Raw genomic sequence first — 16,263 nt, forward strand, 5'->3', positions numbered from 1 at the left:
GTCAGCCCCGCAGGGACTCCCGGTAGGCCGGCCAACCGCCGTGGCGGGTGATGTCCTCGGCGCCCTCGGCCGCGGCCGGTTCGCAGCCGAAACCGACCACGGTCCGCCCGTCGGCGAGGGTGACGGCGCCGAGCGACATCGGGGCGGGGAGCGCGGCGAGGAAGGCGCCCAGTCCGGCCGGGGAGATCGACCACACCTCGCAGCGCAGCGCCGAACCCCCGCCGTTGACCCGCAGCAGCCCGGGTTTGGGCGGCGTCGTCGCGAGAGCCACCATCCGGTAGTCCCCGCTGGTCGCGGTCGCCTCCACGAACCTGGCGCCCAGCTCGGTGAGCTGGTGGTTGAGCGGCTGTCCGCGCAGGTGCGCGCCGAACACCGCCAACTCCACCCCGGTGCCGGGCAGAGCCCGACCGGGTTCCTCGCCGGTGATCAGCCCGGCCAGGTCCAGGGCCGCCTGGTCCTCGAAGGCGCGGGTGACCACGGTGACCCCGAACGCGTGGCCGTCGGCGGTTCCGGCGGGGACGGCGACCGCCGCCAGGTCGAGCAGGTTGACGAAGTTGGTGTAGGTGCCCAGGCGCGAGTTCTCACCCACCGGGTCGGCCGCCACCTCGGCCAGCGTCGGGTGGCCCACGGTGGTCGGCACCAGCAGCCCGTCGAACCCGTCCAGCAGCTCCCGGGCCAGGGCCCGGTACCCGGCCAGCCGGTGCTGGTCGGCGGCGAGCCGGGTGGCGGGCAGATCGGCGGCGGCCAGGATGATCCCGGCGACGGTGGGGTCGGTGTCCGGGCAGTCGCGGTGCTCCGCCAGGAACGCGCCCACCGCCGCGTGCCGCTCGGCGACCAGGGCACCGTCGTAGAGCAGCCGGGCCGCCTCCAGCAGCGGGGCGACGTCCACCTCCTCGACCTGGACCCCCGCACCGGTCAGGGCGGCCACCGCCGTCCGGAAGGCCTCCCGTTCCCCGTCGCTGAGCGGGGCCAGCCCGGCCGCGTCCGGGACCGCCGTCCGTGCCGGGTTCCGGGGTGCCAGGCGCACGTCGGCGGGCCAGTCGCGGCTGGCCGGGTCGCGGGGGTCGGGGCCGGTCATCACCTTCAGGACCCGCTGACCGGAGGCCAGGTCCCGGGCGAACACGGTCACGCAGTCGTACGGTTCGGCGGCGGGCACGACCCCGGTCTTGGGCACCAGGCCCAGGGTGGGTTTGAGACCGACGAGGCCGTGCAGGGCGGCGGGTACCCGTCCGGATCCGGCGGTGTCGGTTCCCAGGGCGACGTCGGCGATGCCAAGGGCCACCGCCACGGCCGAGCCCGAGCTGGAACCCCCGGAGATCCGGGTGGGGTCGAGGGCGTTGCGGACCGCGCCGTAGGGGCTGCGGGTCCCCACGAGCCCGGTGGCGAACTGGTCCAGGTTGGTCTTGCCGAGCACCAGTGCCCCGGCGTCCACCAGGCGTCGCACCGCGGTCGCGCTCGCCTCGGGGGTGTACGCGAAACCCGGGTGCCCGGCGGTGGTGGGCAGGCCCGCGACGTCGATGTTGTCCTTGACCGCCACCAGGGTGCCCGCCAGCGGCAGCCCCTCCCCCGAGGCCAGGCGCTCCTCCAGCGCCTCGGCCTCCGCCGACAGCTCCTGTTCGGGGCGCAGCGCGATCCAGACCTCCGGCCGGTCGGCCTCGGTGATCCGGCGGTAGGCGGCGCGGACCCTTTCGGTGGGTGCGGGCATCAGGCGGTCCCTCCTTCGGTGATGACGGCCAGGGCGTGCCCCGGGTCCAGGTGCTGTCCAGGGCTGACGAGGACCTCGGCGACGGTTCCGGCCGCGGGGGCCCGGACCACCACCTCCAGCTTCATGGCCTCCAGCCGGACGACGGGCTGCCCCTCCCGGACAGTCTCGCCCGGCTCCACGTCCACCTTCCAGACACTCGCGGACAGCGGTGCCTCCACCAGGCAGGCGCCGGGCGGCAGGTCCGGTCCCCCGACGGGTGCGGTCGGCTCGGGTTCGGGCCTGTCCTCGAACTCGCCCGCCTCCTCCCAGCGCCGCCGTTCGGCGTCGAAGGCGGTGGCCCGGCGACTCTCGAACTCCGCGATGGAGTCGGCGTTCTCGGCCAGGAAGCGCTCGTGGTCGGCGAGGACGAACTCGCCCTCGGCGACCTCCGGTTCGTGGCGCCCGGCGAGCAGGTCGGCGCGGATGTCCAACAGTTCCTGATGCCCGACCGGGTACCAGGTGATCCGGTCGAAGAACCGCAGCAGCCAGGGGGTTCCGGGCTCGAACCGCCCGTACTGGCGCAGCCCGGACCAGATCGGCACGGTGCGGCCGATGAGCTGGTAGCCGCCCGGGCTCTCCATCCCGTACACGCACAGGTAGGCGCCGCCGATGCCCACACCGGCCTCGGGGGTCCAGGTGCGCGCGGGGCTGTACTTGGTGGTGACCAGCCGGTGCCGGGGGTCCAGCGGGGTGGCGGCGGGCGCGCCCAGGTACACGTCGCCCAGGCCCAGCACCAGGTAGGAGGCGTCGAAGACGATGTCGCGGACCTGGTCGACGCTGTCGAGGCCGTTGATGCGGCGGATGAACTCGATGTTGTCGGGGTTCCAGGGGGCGTCGTCGCGCACCCCGGTCCCGTAACGGGCGATGGCCTCGTGGATGGAGGGGTCGTCGAAGGACATCGGCAGGTGCAGGGTGCGGCTGGGCACCCGCAGCCGGGAGGTCGGCGGCAGCTGCGCCTCGATCTCCTGGAGCAGGCCCAGGAGCGTGCGCAGCGGCAGGACCTCGGGGTCGGTGTGCAGGTGCAGGGAGCGCACACCCGGGGTGGTGTCCACGACGCCCCGGGGCGCGGCCCGGTCCAGGGCCGCCATCAGCGCGTGGACGCGCATGCGCAGGCCCAGGTCCAGGACCATCGGCCCGTACTCGACGAGGAGGTTGTCGTGTCCGCCGCGCCGGTAGGTGACCTCCGGGGTGTCCTCGCCCGCGGGGACGCGGGCCAGCACGCCGTCGTCGCCGTCGGATCCGCTGCCGCGCAGCAGGGCCGCGGCCGCGGGTTCGGTGTGCAGCCGTTCGGCGGCGGCCTCGGTGACCGGGTGGAACCGGACGGTGTCGCCGGGGCGGAGCTGGCCGATCTTCCACCGGGCGCCGGTGACCACGGTGACCGGGCAGACGAACCCGCCGAGGCTGGGACCGTCGGGGCCCAGGATCACGGGGGTGTCGCCGGAGAGGTTGACCGCGCCGACGGAGTAGGCGGTGTCGTGCACGTTGGAGGGGTGCAGCCCGGCCTGGCCGCCGTCGGGGCGGGCCCAGGTCTGTTTGGGTCCGGACAGGCGGACGCCGTTGCGGGCGGACTGCGGATGGACCCGCCAGGCGGTGGCGTAGAAGTCGGCGAGGCCGTCGCGGGTGAGGAACTCGGGGGCCGCGTGCGGGCCCTCGGAGACCTCGATGTCCCAGTGGGCGCCGTCGCCCGTCCCGGCCCCGCCGCCCCGGCCGGGCGCGGGGAAGGCGGGGCGGTCGGCCTCGGGGACCGGGCGCGGTTCCGCGGTGCCCTCCGGGGAGCCGGAGGCCGGTCGGCCGGTACCGTTCACCGCCGGGCGGAGCACGTCGCCCGGGCGCAGGGCGCGGCCCGCGTGCCCGCCGTACTCCCCGGCGGTGAACGTGGAGGCGCTGCCCAGGTACTCGGGGACGTCCAGGCCGCCGCGGAACAGGACATAGGTGCGCATTCCCGGTCCGGTGGCGGGGCCGACGTCGAGCAGCGCGCCCGCGGGCACCCGCACCGGCTCCCACTGCGGCACCGGGCCGCCGTCCACGGTGACGTCGGCGGGGGCGCCGGTCACGCACACGGTGGCGGCGTGCGTGAAGCGCAGGGCCGGGCCCTCCATCGTGCACTCCAGGCCCGCCGTCCCCTCGGGGTTGCCCAGGGCGGTGTTGCCCAGGCGCAGCGACAGGTCGTCCACGGCACCCGACGGGGGCACGCCGACCTGCCAGTACCCGGTACGGCCCGGGAAGTCCTGGACGGTGGTGAGGGTGCCCGCGCGCTCCACCTCGACGCGCGGTTCGGGGTCGCCGACCCTCGCGCAGGTGGCGGTGGTGTGGGTGGCCGCACGGACCTGCGGGTGGGCGGCCAGGGCGCGCAGCAGGCCCAGGTTGGTCTGCACCCCGTCGACCCGTACCCGGGCCAGGGCGCGGCCGAGCCGGTCCAGCGCGTCCGCGCGGTCCTCGCCGCGCACGATCACCTTGGCGAGCATGGGGTCGTAGTCGCTGGTCACCCGCTGGCCGGTCTCCACCCAGCCGTCCACCCGGACGTCGGCGGGGACCTCCACCCGGGTGAGCAGGCCGGAGCTGGGACGGAAGTCGTGGGCGGGGTCCTCGGCGTACACGCGTGCCTCGACGGCGTGGCCGGTGCGGTCCGGGCCCCGGGGCGGGACGCCGGAGAGCACGTCCTCGCCGCGGGCCAGGCGCAGCATCCAGGCGACCAGGTCGATCCCGGCGATCTCCTCGGTGACCGGGTGTTCGACCTGGAGCCGGGTGTTGACCTCCAGGAAGGAGGCCTCCCCGCGTTCGACGTCGTAGACGAACTCCACCGTTCCGGCGCTGCGGTAGGACACCCCGGCGCACAGTTCACGGGCGGTGCGGTGGAGCTCGGCGCGCAGGGCGTCGGGCAGGTCGGGGGCGGGGGCCTCCTCCACGACCTTCTGGTTGCGGCGCTGGAGCGAGCAGTCGCGGTCCCCGAGGGTCACCACGTTGCCGTGGCCGTCACCGAAGACCTGCACCTCGATGTGCCGGGCCTCGGACACGAAACGTTCCACGAACACCCCGCCGTCACCGAAGTGCGTCCGCGCCATCCGGCTGACCTGGTCGAAGGCGGAGCGCAGGGAGTCCTCGTCGAAGCAGGGGCGCAGACCGATCCCGCCTCCGCCCGAGGTGGACTTGAGGATCACCGGGTAGCCGATGCGCTCGGCGGCCAGCACCGCCTGCCCGACGTCGGGGAGGGTCTCGCTGCCCGCGACCATGGGCAGTCCGGCCGCGGCCGCGGCCTTGCGGGCGGTGTGCTTGTCGCCGAACTCCTCCAGGTGGCGGGGCTCGGGTCCGACGAACACGAGTCCGGCGGCCTCCACGGCGTGCGCGAACTCCGCGCTCTCGGACAGGAACCCGTACCCCGGGTGAACGGCCCCGGCCCCGGTCGCGGCGGCCGCGGCGAGGACGCGTTCGATGTCGAGGTAGCTCTGGGCGGCGGGCGCCGGGCCGAGGCGGACGGCCTCGTCGGCCATCCGGGTGTGCGGTGCTCCCGCGTCGGCGTCGGAGTAGACGGCGACGGTGCGCAGGCCCGTCTCCCGGGCGGAACGGATGATGCGGCAGGCGATCTCGCCGCGGTTGGCGACGAGCACGGAGTCGAACACGGGGCTCTCCCTCGGATCGGGGACTGGGTCGGCGGTCGGGAACGCGGGAGGTGCGGCGAGGGGTTCAGAGGCGGTCGGTGTGCAGGGCCGTCCGGGTCAGGGCCCCTCGGGCCCGTTCGAGCACGACCTCCATGGAGGCGCCCACGTGTTCGTGCAGGGCCCGGTAGGCGGAGTCGAGTTCGCCGGCGCGCAGGTGCTCGACGATCCGGACGTGCTCGGTGATGGTCGAGGTGATCCGGTCCTCGGTGAGGAAGTCGTACATGCGCACGCGGCGGATCCGCTGGTTGACCGAGACCAGCGCCCCGGTGAGGGCGGCGTTTCCGGAGGCCCGGGACAGGGCGGCGTGGAACTCCTCGTCGAGGAGGACGAAGGAGGGGTCTGGCGCGGGCGGGTCGGAGCGCAGCTTCTCCCAGCGCTCCAGTTCCCCGGCGAGGATCCGCGGGTCGTGCCGGATGGTGCGGTCCTCCACGGCGCGGGCGATACCGCGGAGTTCGAGGGTGACCCGGAGCTCGTAGAGGTCGCGCAGCTCGGCGAGGTCGGGGACGGTGACGTAGAAGCCGTTGTCGCGGCGTTCGACCAGGCCGTCGGAGTGGAGCCGGGCCAGGGCCTCGCGGACGGGGGTGCGGGAGACCCCGAAGCGTTCGGCGAGCCGGACCTCGCCCAGGCGGGTGTAGGGCGTGACTCGGCCGCTCAGCACCTCCTCGCGCATGAGGGCGTGGACCCGGTCACGGCGGGAGACGGCGGTGTTCCCGGTTCCGGCCGGGTCGGGCCGCGTATACAGCGGTGTGTCCATGGGCCCAGACGCTAGGAAGCGCTTGTTTCACCGGCCCTGTCGCCGGGTGAAGCCTGGGTTTCCCCGTGTTTCGTCGCTTCGCGGCGTGTTCCGGCGTGTTTCGCGCCCGGCCGTACCGGTTGTCCGGTCGGGGGCCCGGTCCCGGGTACGGACGTCTCAGGACGCACGTGAGGGCGCGGGGCACTCCGGACGAGGACCCCGGATGTCGTCACTCACTGAATCTGTCAGTTGAGCAGGATGCCTGCCAGGGAAACTGTCAGTTCTCCAGCGGCATGACAGGAACTCTGCGAAGCAGGCAACGCGGCGTTTCCGTGCGTCGGGCATGAGGTCCGAGGCTGAACGGATCTTGATGTGATGCTTGGTCTATGACCGAAGAAAAGCACGCATACGATGCATCGCACATCGAGGTGTTGGAGTTCGATGCCAGTGTGCGTATGAGGCCGGGCATGTACTTCGGGGTTGGGCTTAAGACCCCGCAACTGCCGGCCAGGGTGCTGTGCGCCGTGGCGGGACATACCCTCCATCCGGCGCGTGTCACGGCTGACGTGCACACGCTGCGCTCCGTCATCGAGATCACCGGCGATCTCGACTTCACGATGGTCGTGGACCAGCAGCACGACTGGGGTCCCTCAGGTTTGCCCAGGTCCGGCTACTTCGGGTCGCTGCTGGGGCCCGAGTGGTGGCTGCTGGCGGCCGTGGCGGCGCTGTCGGAGCGCGCGAACGTGCAGATGTGGTGCGCGGGACGCGGCCTGAGCCAGGAACACGACGGTATCCGCCCCCGCACCGCCCCCCAAGAGTTCGATCCGCCCCCGGACAGCGGGACGATGGTGTCCTTCGCCCTGGACCCGGCGTACTTCGGCCGTGGCCATGCCCTGTCCGCAGAGCTGGAAGGCTTTGGCCTGCACCATCCGTCCTGCCCTCCGCCCGGGCCGGGCCACGTCCTGATTCGGGACCTGCGCGGCAACCAGGCCGGACGCCAGGTCTGCTACCGATGAACTCCGCTCGCGATCCACGGGTCCGAGACCGGCAGAAGTTCTTGGTCGGAACCTGACAACTTGATGGCGCAGAACGCATCTCCGTCGCAGCACTCGAATCTGTCAGTTTCCAGGTGAGAGTTCTGCATGGCCGACAACTTCGATGAGTACCGACCCCGGAGTACGGGACCGGATCAGGCGGCCCGGAACACGGCGAAGGGCGCCCCGGCCGGTTCCGCTGGACGGGAGCGGAATCCGGGCGGGGCGCCCGTGGGAGTGCCGGGGCGGCCTCCGAAGAGGAGGCGCCGCCCCGGGGTGGGGCCCGAAGGTTAGAGGGAGACCCCGAGAGCCCAGGTGACCAGGCCGTACATGGTGGCGAGGGTGAGGAACAGGGCGATCAGGTTGAGCCAGAGCCCGCCCTTGAGCATCTGGGTGATGTTCACGTAGCCCGAACCGAAGGCGATCGCGTTCGGCGGGGTGGCCACCGGAAGCATGAACGCCATGGTGGCGGCCAGGACCGCCGGGATGATGAGGACGAGGACGTCGACCTGCATGCCGACGGCGACGCCGCCGAGGATCGGCAGGAAGGTGGCGGCGGTGGCGGTGTTGCTCGTGAGCTCGGTCAGGATCAGCACCAGCGCGGCGACCGCCGTGATCAGGATCCAGGTCGGCACCCCGGCCAGCCCGGAGACCTGGCCGCCGATCCAGGAGCTCAGCCCGGAGTCGGTGAACTGCGTGGAGACGGCGAGGCCGCCGCCGAAGAGGAGCAGGATGCCCCAGGGGAGCTTGACCGCGGTGTCCCAGTCCATGAGCGGGGTCCGGCGGTCCACCGGGATGAGAAAGAGCAGGACCGCGACGGTCATCGCGATACCGGCGTCACTGATGCTGCCCAGCCACGGGGCGGCCTCGGCCACGGCCCCGATGTCGGCGATGATCGGGACGAAGATCCAGGAGAACGCGGCGAAGGCGAAGAGGGCGAGCACCAGCTTCTCGCCGCGGGACATCGGGCCCATCTCGGCGAGTTCGGTGCGGATGAGCTCCTGGGCGCCCTCGACCTTCTTGATCTGCGGCGGGAAGACCCTGAGCAGCACGAACCAGGCCAGCAGGAGGAAGACGGCGGCCAGCGGCAGGCCGACCATCATCCACTCGCCGAAACCGAGGTGGATGTCGTGGTTCTCGGCGAGGTAGGCGACCATCAGGACGTTGGGCGGCGTGCCGATCAGGGTGGATACCGAGCCGATGGAGGCGGCGTAGGCGATGCCGAGCATCAGCGCGGTGGCGAAGTTCGCGTCGGTCCTGCCGTTGCGGAACTGGGCGATCAGCGCGACGACCGAGAGGCCGACCGGGAGCATCATCACGGCGGTGGCGGTGTTCGACACCCACATGGAGATGAAACCGGTGGCGATCATGAAGCCGCCGATGAGCCCGGCGGTGTTGGAGCCGACCCTGGAGACGATCGTCAGGGCGATGCGCTTGTGCAGGTTCCACTTCTGCATGGCCAGGGCGAGCATGAAGCCGCCCATGAACAGGAAGATCGTGGCCGAACCGTAGGAGGTGGCCACGTCGCCGACGGCCGTCCCCTCCACCATCAGCGGGAAGAGCACCAGCGGCAGGAGCGAGGTCACCGGGATCGGGAGGGCCTCGGTCGCCCACCACACGGCGATCCAGGCCGTGATGGCGGCGACGGCCGCTCCGTTGACGGACATGACCGTCTCGGTCTCGCCCTCACCGAGCGGCAGTGCCATCTCCGGCATCGCGAGGTAGACCGCGAGGCCGAGCAGGGGCCCGAGAACGAGGCCGATGACGCGGCTGCGGGTCAACCCCTGCGAGGACTTCTCCTCGCGCTTGACCGGCGCCTTGTCGGGGGTATCGACGCCCTTCTGGGTCGCCATGGAGTCCTCCTTCACTGGGCGCCGGAGCCTGCCCCGCGCCCGTCTTCGCAGGCCTGAACCGCGCGTTGCCACGGGGTTACCTGCGAATTACGTCCTGACCCAACAGATGGTGAGTTCACAGGGGTGTGTGTGCAAAGTAACTCCGGCATTCTTGGGATTCCTCTGACATAGAGCGACATACGGTGCACGTTCGGAAACGACGGGTGATGCGGGATGGTCCGCTCACCCCACTCCGCGCACTGTCTAAGCTGCGGGTATGGGATCCACGGGACCGACCAGACGAGCCGCCCTCCTGGGAGCCGCGGGGGCGATCGCGATCGGCGCCGTGGGCGGTTGCACCCGCAACCCCGCCCCCGGCCTGCCCCGGATCGTGATCGCGACCGGACCCCGGGGGGCCGTCTACCGGGAGATCGGCGGAGCCGTCGCCGCACTCCTCGACGACCGCCTCCCCGAGAGCGAGGTGGTCACCGTCGAAACCGGGGCCTCACACGACAACCTGATCCTGCTGGAGGACGGCCAGGCCCACCTCGGGCTGGCCAACCTGGACTCGGTGCTGGAGTTCGGCGCCGAGAGGTCGCTGATCAGCGCGGTGGGCAGGCTCTACGACAGCTTCGTCCACCTGGTCGTCACCGCGGACTCCCCGGTGTGGCGGCTCGCCGACCTCGAAGGGCTGCGGGTCTCGGTCGGCACGGTCAACTCCGGTACCGAGTTCACCGCCGAGCAGCTCCTCGACGTGACCGGGGTGGCCCCGGAGGTGGTCCGGCTCAACCAGGCCGACTCCGCGGCGGCGTTGGCGGCGGGCGGGATCGACGCGATGTTCTCCCTGACCGGCCTGCCCACCCCGGCCATCACCGACCTCGCCGTGGAGAACGACCTGAGACTGGTGGACCTGGGCGAGGCCGCCGACCTCATGGCGGCCGTCCACCCGGAGGCGTACTTCCCGGCCACCATCCCGGCCACCACCTACACGGGTGTCCCGGCCTGCCCGACGATGTCCATTCCGAACCTGCTGCTGTGCCGGGACGACCTGCCGGAGGACCTCGTCTACCTGGTGGCCGACACGGTGTACACGGGGGCGGCCCGGATGGCCGAGCAGCGCCCCGAGGCGGCCCAGATCAACGTGCGCACCGGCATCTCCACCGGTGTCACGCCACTGCACCCGGGGGCGGAGCGCTGGTACCGGGAGAACAAACCCGCATCGGAGGGACCGGGGCCAGCGGAAGACGGACCGGCCGCCCCGGCGCACTCGGAGTGAGGTTCAGTCCCGCGGGGCCGATGGAGCCGGTGGGTCCGGTGGGTCCGGCGGGTCGGCCGGTGGGACCGGTGGGTCGGTCGACGGCGCGGACGGCTCGGCGGGAGGCAGGATGATCACCACACCGAACCCGCGCCGCTCCCCGTCCGCCAGGCCCTCGCCCAGGGTGAGCCGCCCGCCCGCCTCCCGGACCAGGTCGGCGGCGATCGCCAGCCCCAGACCGGTGCCCTCGGTGTTCTGGTGGCCGGGGGAACGCCAGAACCGTTCCAGGGCGGCCTCGCGCTCCTCCTCCGGCAGCCCCGTGCCGTTGTCGAGCACCCCGATCCGCACCTGCTCCCCGTCCTCGGCCCGCACCTCGATCCGGGTGCCCCCGGACAGCCGCAGCGCGTTGCTGACCAGCTCGTCGAGGATGCTCCCCAGACCGCCCGCGGGAGCGTGCGCCCACACCCGCTCGGGCAGGTCAGTGCTCACCTCGATGCCCCGGGCCCGGCCCAGGGCGTTCCAGCGCGCCACCCGGGTCTCGACCAGCCCGGTGACCTCCACCGCCTCGGTGCCGGTGACGCTCTCCAGCCGGGTCGCGGCCAGGAGCGAGTTCAGCATGCGGTGCATGACCGTGGTCTCCTCGATCGCGACCGCGTGCGCCTGGCGCGCCTCCTCCCCCCGCAGGTAGGGCGCGAGGTTCTCCACCGACAGCCGCAGGCTGGCCAGGGGGTTGCGGAGCTGGTGCGAGGCCTCGGAGACGAAGGAGCGCTGCCGTTCCAGGGCCCGGCGCACCACGTCCACCATGGTGTTGAAGGACTCCGTGAGGCGGCGCAGCTCCGGCGGTCCGCGTTCGGCGTCCACCCGCACGTCCAGGTCGCCCGAGGTCACCGCGGTGGTGGCGGCGTCCAACCGGCGGACGGGCCGCAGGACCCACCGGGACAGCGGCATCGACGCCGCCACCAGCAGGGCCAGCGGGAGGGTGCTGAACAGGGCCATCCACCCCCAGGTTCCCAGGATGGCCTCCCCCAGTTCCTCGGTGGGCGCGACCAGCACCACCGCCCCGGCGACCTCGCTGTCCCGGCCGATGGGTTCGGCGACCACCAGGGGGTCCGGGTTCCACGGCCACACGGTCACCGGCGGCGCCGGGCGCTCCCCCGCCAGGGCCGCGATGATCCCGCCGCCCGTGGCGGCCTCCTCGGCGACGGCCCGCATCCGCGGGGGGTCGCCGGAGCCCGCGACCACCCGACCGTCGGGGGCCACCACGACCACGGGGATGCCGTAGAGCTGTTCGTACCGGGACATCTCCTGGGTGAGGGCGTTGCGCCGGTCGGTCTCCAGGGCGGTCCTGGCCAACGCGGCGAACCGGCCCGCGTCCCCCAGCCGGTCGACGTAGACCTCCTGGGTGCGCTGTTGGGCGATGACCGCGCCCAGCGGGGTGACGACCGCTCCGACCAGTACGAAGGCGACCGGAAGCAGGATGGTCAGGAGCCGGCGGAGCACGGTCAGTCCTCGTCGAGCACGTAGCCGACCCCGCGCACCGTGCGGATGCGCGGCGTGGGCCCGACCTTGGCGCGCAGCGAGGCGATGTGGGTGTCCAGGGTCCGGGAGGAGGCCTCCCAGGCGGCGCCCCACACCTGGTCGAGGATCTGGTCCCGCGCCACCACCCGCGGGGAGCGCTCCGCCAGCAGGCGCAGCAGGTCGAACTCCTTGCGCGTCAACGGGAGGGGTTCGTCCCCGGCCCGCGCCTCCCGGGAGTTGAGGTCGAGGGTGAGCCGCCCGGCCCGCAGCGGCGGGTCCTCCCGTTCGGGTTCGGCCCGCGCCGTCCGGGTCCGCCGGAGCACGGCGTCGATCCTCGCGAGCAGTTCCGCGACCCCGAAGGGTTTGACCACGTAGTCGTCGGCGCCCGCCCGCAGCCCGCGCACCCGGTCCCGCTCCTCGCTGCGGGCGGTCACCGCGATGATCGCCGTCTGCGGCCGTTCCCGGAGCCTGCGCAGGAGGTCGATCCCGTCCGCGTCGGGCAACCCGAGGTCGAGCAGGACCACGTCGGCGGGGGGCGCGGAGAGCGCCCGCTCCGCGGTGGCCACCCGCTGTACGTCGAAGGAGGCCGCGCGCAGGGCGGTCACCAGCCCGCGAGCCACCCGGTCATCGTCCTCGACCACGAGAATACGCATGGCTAGTCATAGTAGGCAGAGTTCGGGGCGCCCGCTCCGCAGGCCACACGCTCAGCCCGCCGACTACTCCCGGAGGGGGATGTAGGGAGCGGCCTCCCGCAGCATCTGTGCGAGGTCGGGCACCTCGTAACCCAGTCCCCGGAACCACTCGGCGGTCTGCTCCAGGGAGGCGTCCACCCTGTACGAACCGGCAATGATGACAGCGAGGGAGAGGGGGCTCCTGTCGCCGAGGAAGCGCCGGTATCCCTGATTCGGCTGATGGAAGATCAGTTGGAGGGCACTCAGCCGGTCCAGACCTGTGGGCAGGTCTCGGCGTGTGAAGGTGATCCCGTGTTCCTCAAGCTCCCCAAGCAGGTGGTCGAGTTCCGGAGCGAGTCCCTGAGAGGCGGCGAGTGCGAGGGCGAAGGGCAGCGGTTCCCCCAGGGGTCGTATCTGCCAGGGGGGCAGGCTCGGGAATCCATCCAGCAGTTCCGGGAGCCGTTGCAACGCCTCCTGGGACGGCAGGTTCGGCAGGTCCACCCCGCACGTCCTCAACCGTTCCCCCTTCTCCCAACCCGACAGACCGTCCTCGTGCGGCGAGGTGAGGAAGAAGGCCAGAGAGAAGTCAGCTTCGTTGACGAAACGTCCGATCCCCGCCTCCTCCCGGAGGAACTCCTCGGTGGAGAGTTGCCTGCGGGAGCAGAGCCGCCGAAGCTCGGTGGCGAAAACCTTCTGAGCGAGGTCACGAACGCCCGAAGCAAATAGATAGTCACCCATTTCCTCGGGTGAGAAGCCTGCCTCCCGGCACAGGTACCTCAACGAGTACTCCTCGGCCCGGTTTCGGAGGGAACCGCCTGATGTGTTCTCCCAGCGAGCAAGTGCTCCCCGGATCGCTTCAGCCTCGGATGCGGTGGCCAGAGACCGCACACCGTCCGGCACCGGGGCCCCGTGGCTGTCCAGGAAGTCCACCGCCGTCGCAGGTGCAACCTTGAGCCGTTGCGCCACCGCTGCGACCATGTCGTAATCCGGCGTCCCCTCCAACGTGACCTGCTCCTCGGACAGCATGCGGAGCAGAGCGTCGTTCGCGTTGGCGACCTCGGTCACCGACACTCTCAACTCCGAACCGAGAAGACCGATCTCCTTCCACCGTTCCACCACCGTGTGAGGGGTCAGTCCGTAGAAGGCTCCCTGCTCAAACGAGTCTCGGAAGTTCCATACAGCCAGGTCAAAAACCCCCAGGAGTAGAGCCTGGTCGGTGGGCAGAGCCGAACGCAACGCCGTTTTCGGAGGAAGTGCGGAGCACAGGCCGTACAGCTGCGCCACGACCGCCTCCGGGGCCGACGCCAGCGCACGCCACAGACAGAAGCGGTCCGCCACCCGACCGGACCACCCAGCGAAACCATCTGGATGGGAGAAACCCAGGTACGGCCCGTTTGGAGTATTCAGCGCGGACCTACCCAACCACCCGTCCATGGCCGTATGGCCGATCTCGGCGATCCTCCCGGAACCGGTCTTGACGTCTCCTGGCCAGGTCGGCCCCGCGACGGCCGCAACCACGATGTCACCGAGCTCCGGAGCCCTCTCCCCCAACGAGGCCAACCACTTGTCGTTCAGAAACTCGCAGCCCCCGCTGCGAAGCACGCTGACCGCGCCTTCCAACAGGGGGCGCACATATTCGATGACCTCGTCGAGGACCTGGGTGCGGTCGACGGAGAGCCGCACCGGGGCGTAGGGGCCGCAGAGATTGATCATGACCCCGAAGGGCGGAGCCGGGGATGACGACTGAACCCGCACCGCCCGGCCGAACGGTGAGTGCACCAGCAGCCCGTCCACCAGCAGGGCTCCTTCCTCAGCGCACCACGCCACGTCCGTGTCCTCGGGCGAACCGTCCCAACCCACAGTCCGCTCCGTTGACCGGGAACGATAGCCGTTCCCCAATCTGGAGATGTTCGGCTTCCCCGCCGTCCATGCCGTTGTCTCCGCACCGTCATCGGCGACGGTGTCGAACTCCGCCACCCCCAGGACCGCCCCCAGGGCCCTGACACAGGACCACGGGCTCCCCGTCCCGTCGCCCTCGCCCCTGAGGACCTGTTCCTTCAGGTACAGGCGCACCGTCGTCCCGGGGGCCCTCCCCTCCCGACCGGTACGAACGACCCGGAAGAGGTGCCCGGGGCCGTGGATCACGGCCTCCAGCTCCGGCCCCAGAGCCCCGTCCGCCCCCATCCGCCGGGTGGTCACCCGAATCTCGTCGGCCAGCATGAAGTAGCTCAACACCCCGATCCCGAACCGGCTGTTGGGGTACAGCCGGATCGGCGGATCCTGCCGTCCCCACCTCTCGCGCTCCTGGAGGTAGTCCGGCTGCTCGGCGAACCGGGAACCGGCGTGGGAGAAGACCCCTCGGAGCTCGGCCTCGCCCATGCCGACGCCGTTGTCCACACAGTCCGCGTAGGCGCGCCCGTCCTCGTCCACCCCCTGGGTGAACTCGATCCGGCCCTCGTACGCATAGCTGGCCAGCGAGGTGCGGTCCAGGTACTCGGTGCGGGCACGGCGGTAGCGGCAGGCGTCCAGGGCGTTCTGGTACAGCTCCCGGACCGCCAGGTCCCTGTCCTTGTACAACTGCTCTCCGGTGAGCAGCTCCCGGGCCCGGCGCTCGTCGATCCGGAACCTCGCCCAGCCCTCGAAGGCGCCCTCCACCGGTTCCACCCGGTCCGAGGACAGCCGGGACGGCAGGTTGGCCATGTGCGCCCGCAGGACCCGGTGGACGCCGTGCAGCAGTTCGTCCACCCGGTGCACGTGTTCGCGCAGCCCCTCGATGACCGCCTCGTGGTGGCACTCGGCGTGCAGGGTGAGCAGGTGCCGGTCGCTCCCCCAGAAGGCGCTCTCCACCGTCCGCCCCAGTTCCGCCGGGTCGACGGGGTGCGGGATGGCCAGGTGCTCGACGACGGTGTCCGGGAGTGAGCGCGTCTCCAGGGCCATCCCGAACCCCAGCGCCAGCAGCAGCGCCAGCCTGCGTTCCCGGAGCTGCTGCTGCCCCTCGGCCGGGAGGTACTCGTCCTGGCGCAACCCGGCGAGGTGTTCGGGGTTGCACACCCCCGGGCCGAGGCGCAGCCCGTGCAGGACGTGCCGGATCCGGTCGGGTTTCCACAGCCTGTGCAGGAGTTCGGGGGCCAGCTCCCAGAGGTCCTCGACCCCGGAACTGTTCTCGGCCTTCAGCAACCACCGGTGGTACAGCCACCAGCCGACGGCCGCCTCGTCCTGCCCTCGCCGGAGCACCCTCTCCGTCAGCCCCCGGTACTCCGCGGCGAAGGCCTCGAAGGACACCCGTCCCGGCGAGGGGGACCCGGCGTCGGCCAGGGTGGCCGGGTCGAGGGCGGCCCGGTCGAGGGCCCGGCCCAGCTCGTACACCCGGAACAGGAACGGGGTCAGGACCAGCAGCGCCGCCTCGGCCGGGTACAGGTCCAGGTCCTCGCTCTGCCCCGGAGAACCCAGCAGCTCGGCCAACCGCCGGTGGAAGCGCAGCGGCGTCCCCGGATCGAGCCAGGGGTCCGCCGCCATCCGGGCCTCGGCCTCGTCCCTGCGGGGCAGGAGGGCGGTGACGAACTCGACCACGGCCCGCCGGAAGGGCCCGGTGTCGCGGCCCTCCGGCACGTGGCACCACAGGGGCGAGTCGACGACGGCCGCCAGCCACGGATCCCGTTCGGCGGGCACCCCTGCGGCAGGGCCCGTCCCGTGGAAGTGCTGGCTGACCTGGCCGATGCTGCCCGCCTGGATCAGGGCGGCCCCGTCACCGACGTCCCGCACCGAATTCTCCGTCTGCTGGCGCTCCACCGCGCTCCCCTCTCCGACTCCACCGACAGGC

General features: G+C 71.9%; 9 protein-coding genes. 2 read left to right on the forward strand and 7 right to left on the reverse strand.

Annotated elements, in window-relative coordinates:
- Position 1 precedes the first annotated feature (1 nt).
- From atzF to AC0VYD_RS24815, 3 genes are all read right to left on the reverse strand, one after another.
- Positions 2 to 1,705: an allophanate hydrolase gene (atzF, locus tag AC0VYD_RS24805; RefSeq protein WP_475477723.1), complete on the reverse strand. Its 1,704-nt coding sequence runs from the start codon at positions 1,703 to 1,705 to the stop codon at positions 2 to 4.
- Positions 1,705 to 5,361, reverse strand: coding sequence for an urea carboxylase (gene uca / locus AC0VYD_RS24810; RefSeq protein WP_475477724.1), 3,657 nt, complete (start codon positions 5,359 to 5,361; stop codon positions 1,705 to 1,707). The genes atzF and uca overlap by 1 nt, the downstream gene beginning before the upstream one ends.
- A 64-nt stretch (positions 5,362 to 5,425) precedes the next feature.
- Positions 5,426 to 6,154, reverse strand: coding sequence for a GntR family transcriptional regulator (locus AC0VYD_RS24815; RefSeq protein WP_475477725.1), 729 nt, complete (start codon positions 6,152 to 6,154; stop codon positions 5,426 to 5,428).
- Positions 6,155 to 6,519: 365 nt separating this feature from the next.
- Between AC0VYD_RS24815 and AC0VYD_RS24820 the strand changes: the two genes are divergently transcribed.
- Positions 6,520 to 7,149 carry a hypothetical protein gene (locus AC0VYD_RS24820; protein WP_475477726.1) on the forward strand — a complete coding sequence of 210 codons (630 nt, stop codon included), beginning with the start codon at positions 6,520 to 6,522 and terminating at the stop codon, positions 7,147 to 7,149.
- Between the two features lie 308 nt (positions 7,150 to 7,457).
- Here the strand turns inward: AC0VYD_RS24820 and AC0VYD_RS24825 are convergent, their stop codons facing one another.
- Positions 7,458 to 9,020: an SLC13 family permease gene (locus AC0VYD_RS24825; protein ID WP_475477727.1), complete on the reverse strand. Its 1,563-nt coding sequence runs from the start codon at positions 9,018 to 9,020 to the stop codon at positions 7,458 to 7,460.
- A gap of 256 nt (positions 9,021 to 9,276) precedes the next feature.
- Between AC0VYD_RS24825 and AC0VYD_RS24830 the strand changes: the two genes are divergently transcribed.
- On the forward strand, positions 9,277 to 10,275 hold the full coding sequence (locus tag AC0VYD_RS24830) for a TAXI family TRAP transporter solute-binding subunit (RefSeq protein WP_475477728.1): 999 nt from the start codon (positions 9,277 to 9,279) through the stop codon (positions 10,273 to 10,275).
- 3 nt (positions 10,276 to 10,278) lie between these two features.
- Here AC0VYD_RS24830 and AC0VYD_RS24835 read toward each other — a convergent pair whose 3' ends face one another.
- The 3 genes from AC0VYD_RS24835 to AC0VYD_RS24845 all read right to left on the reverse strand — a co-directional run bounded on the left by AC0VYD_RS24835 (position 10,279) and on the right by AC0VYD_RS24845 (position 16,232).
- A complete protein-coding gene (locus AC0VYD_RS24835) occupies positions 10,279 to 11,754 on the reverse strand; it encodes a sensor histidine kinase (RefSeq protein WP_475477729.1) in 1,476 nt (491 codons plus the stop codon).
- 2 nt (positions 11,755 to 11,756) lie between these two features.
- Positions 11,757 to 12,425, reverse strand: a complete 669-nt coding sequence (locus AC0VYD_RS24840; RefSeq protein WP_475477730.1) for a response regulator transcription factor — start codon at positions 12,423 to 12,425, stop codon at positions 11,757 to 11,759.
- 63 nt (positions 12,426 to 12,488) lie between these two features.
- Positions 12,489 to 16,232, reverse strand: coding sequence for an HD domain-containing protein (locus AC0VYD_RS24845; protein ID WP_475477731.1), 3,744 nt, complete (start codon positions 16,230 to 16,232; stop codon positions 12,489 to 12,491).
- Positions 16,233 to 16,263 lie beyond the last annotated feature (31 nt).

This window comes from Nocardiopsis sp. iso_40, assembly GCF_056173285.1.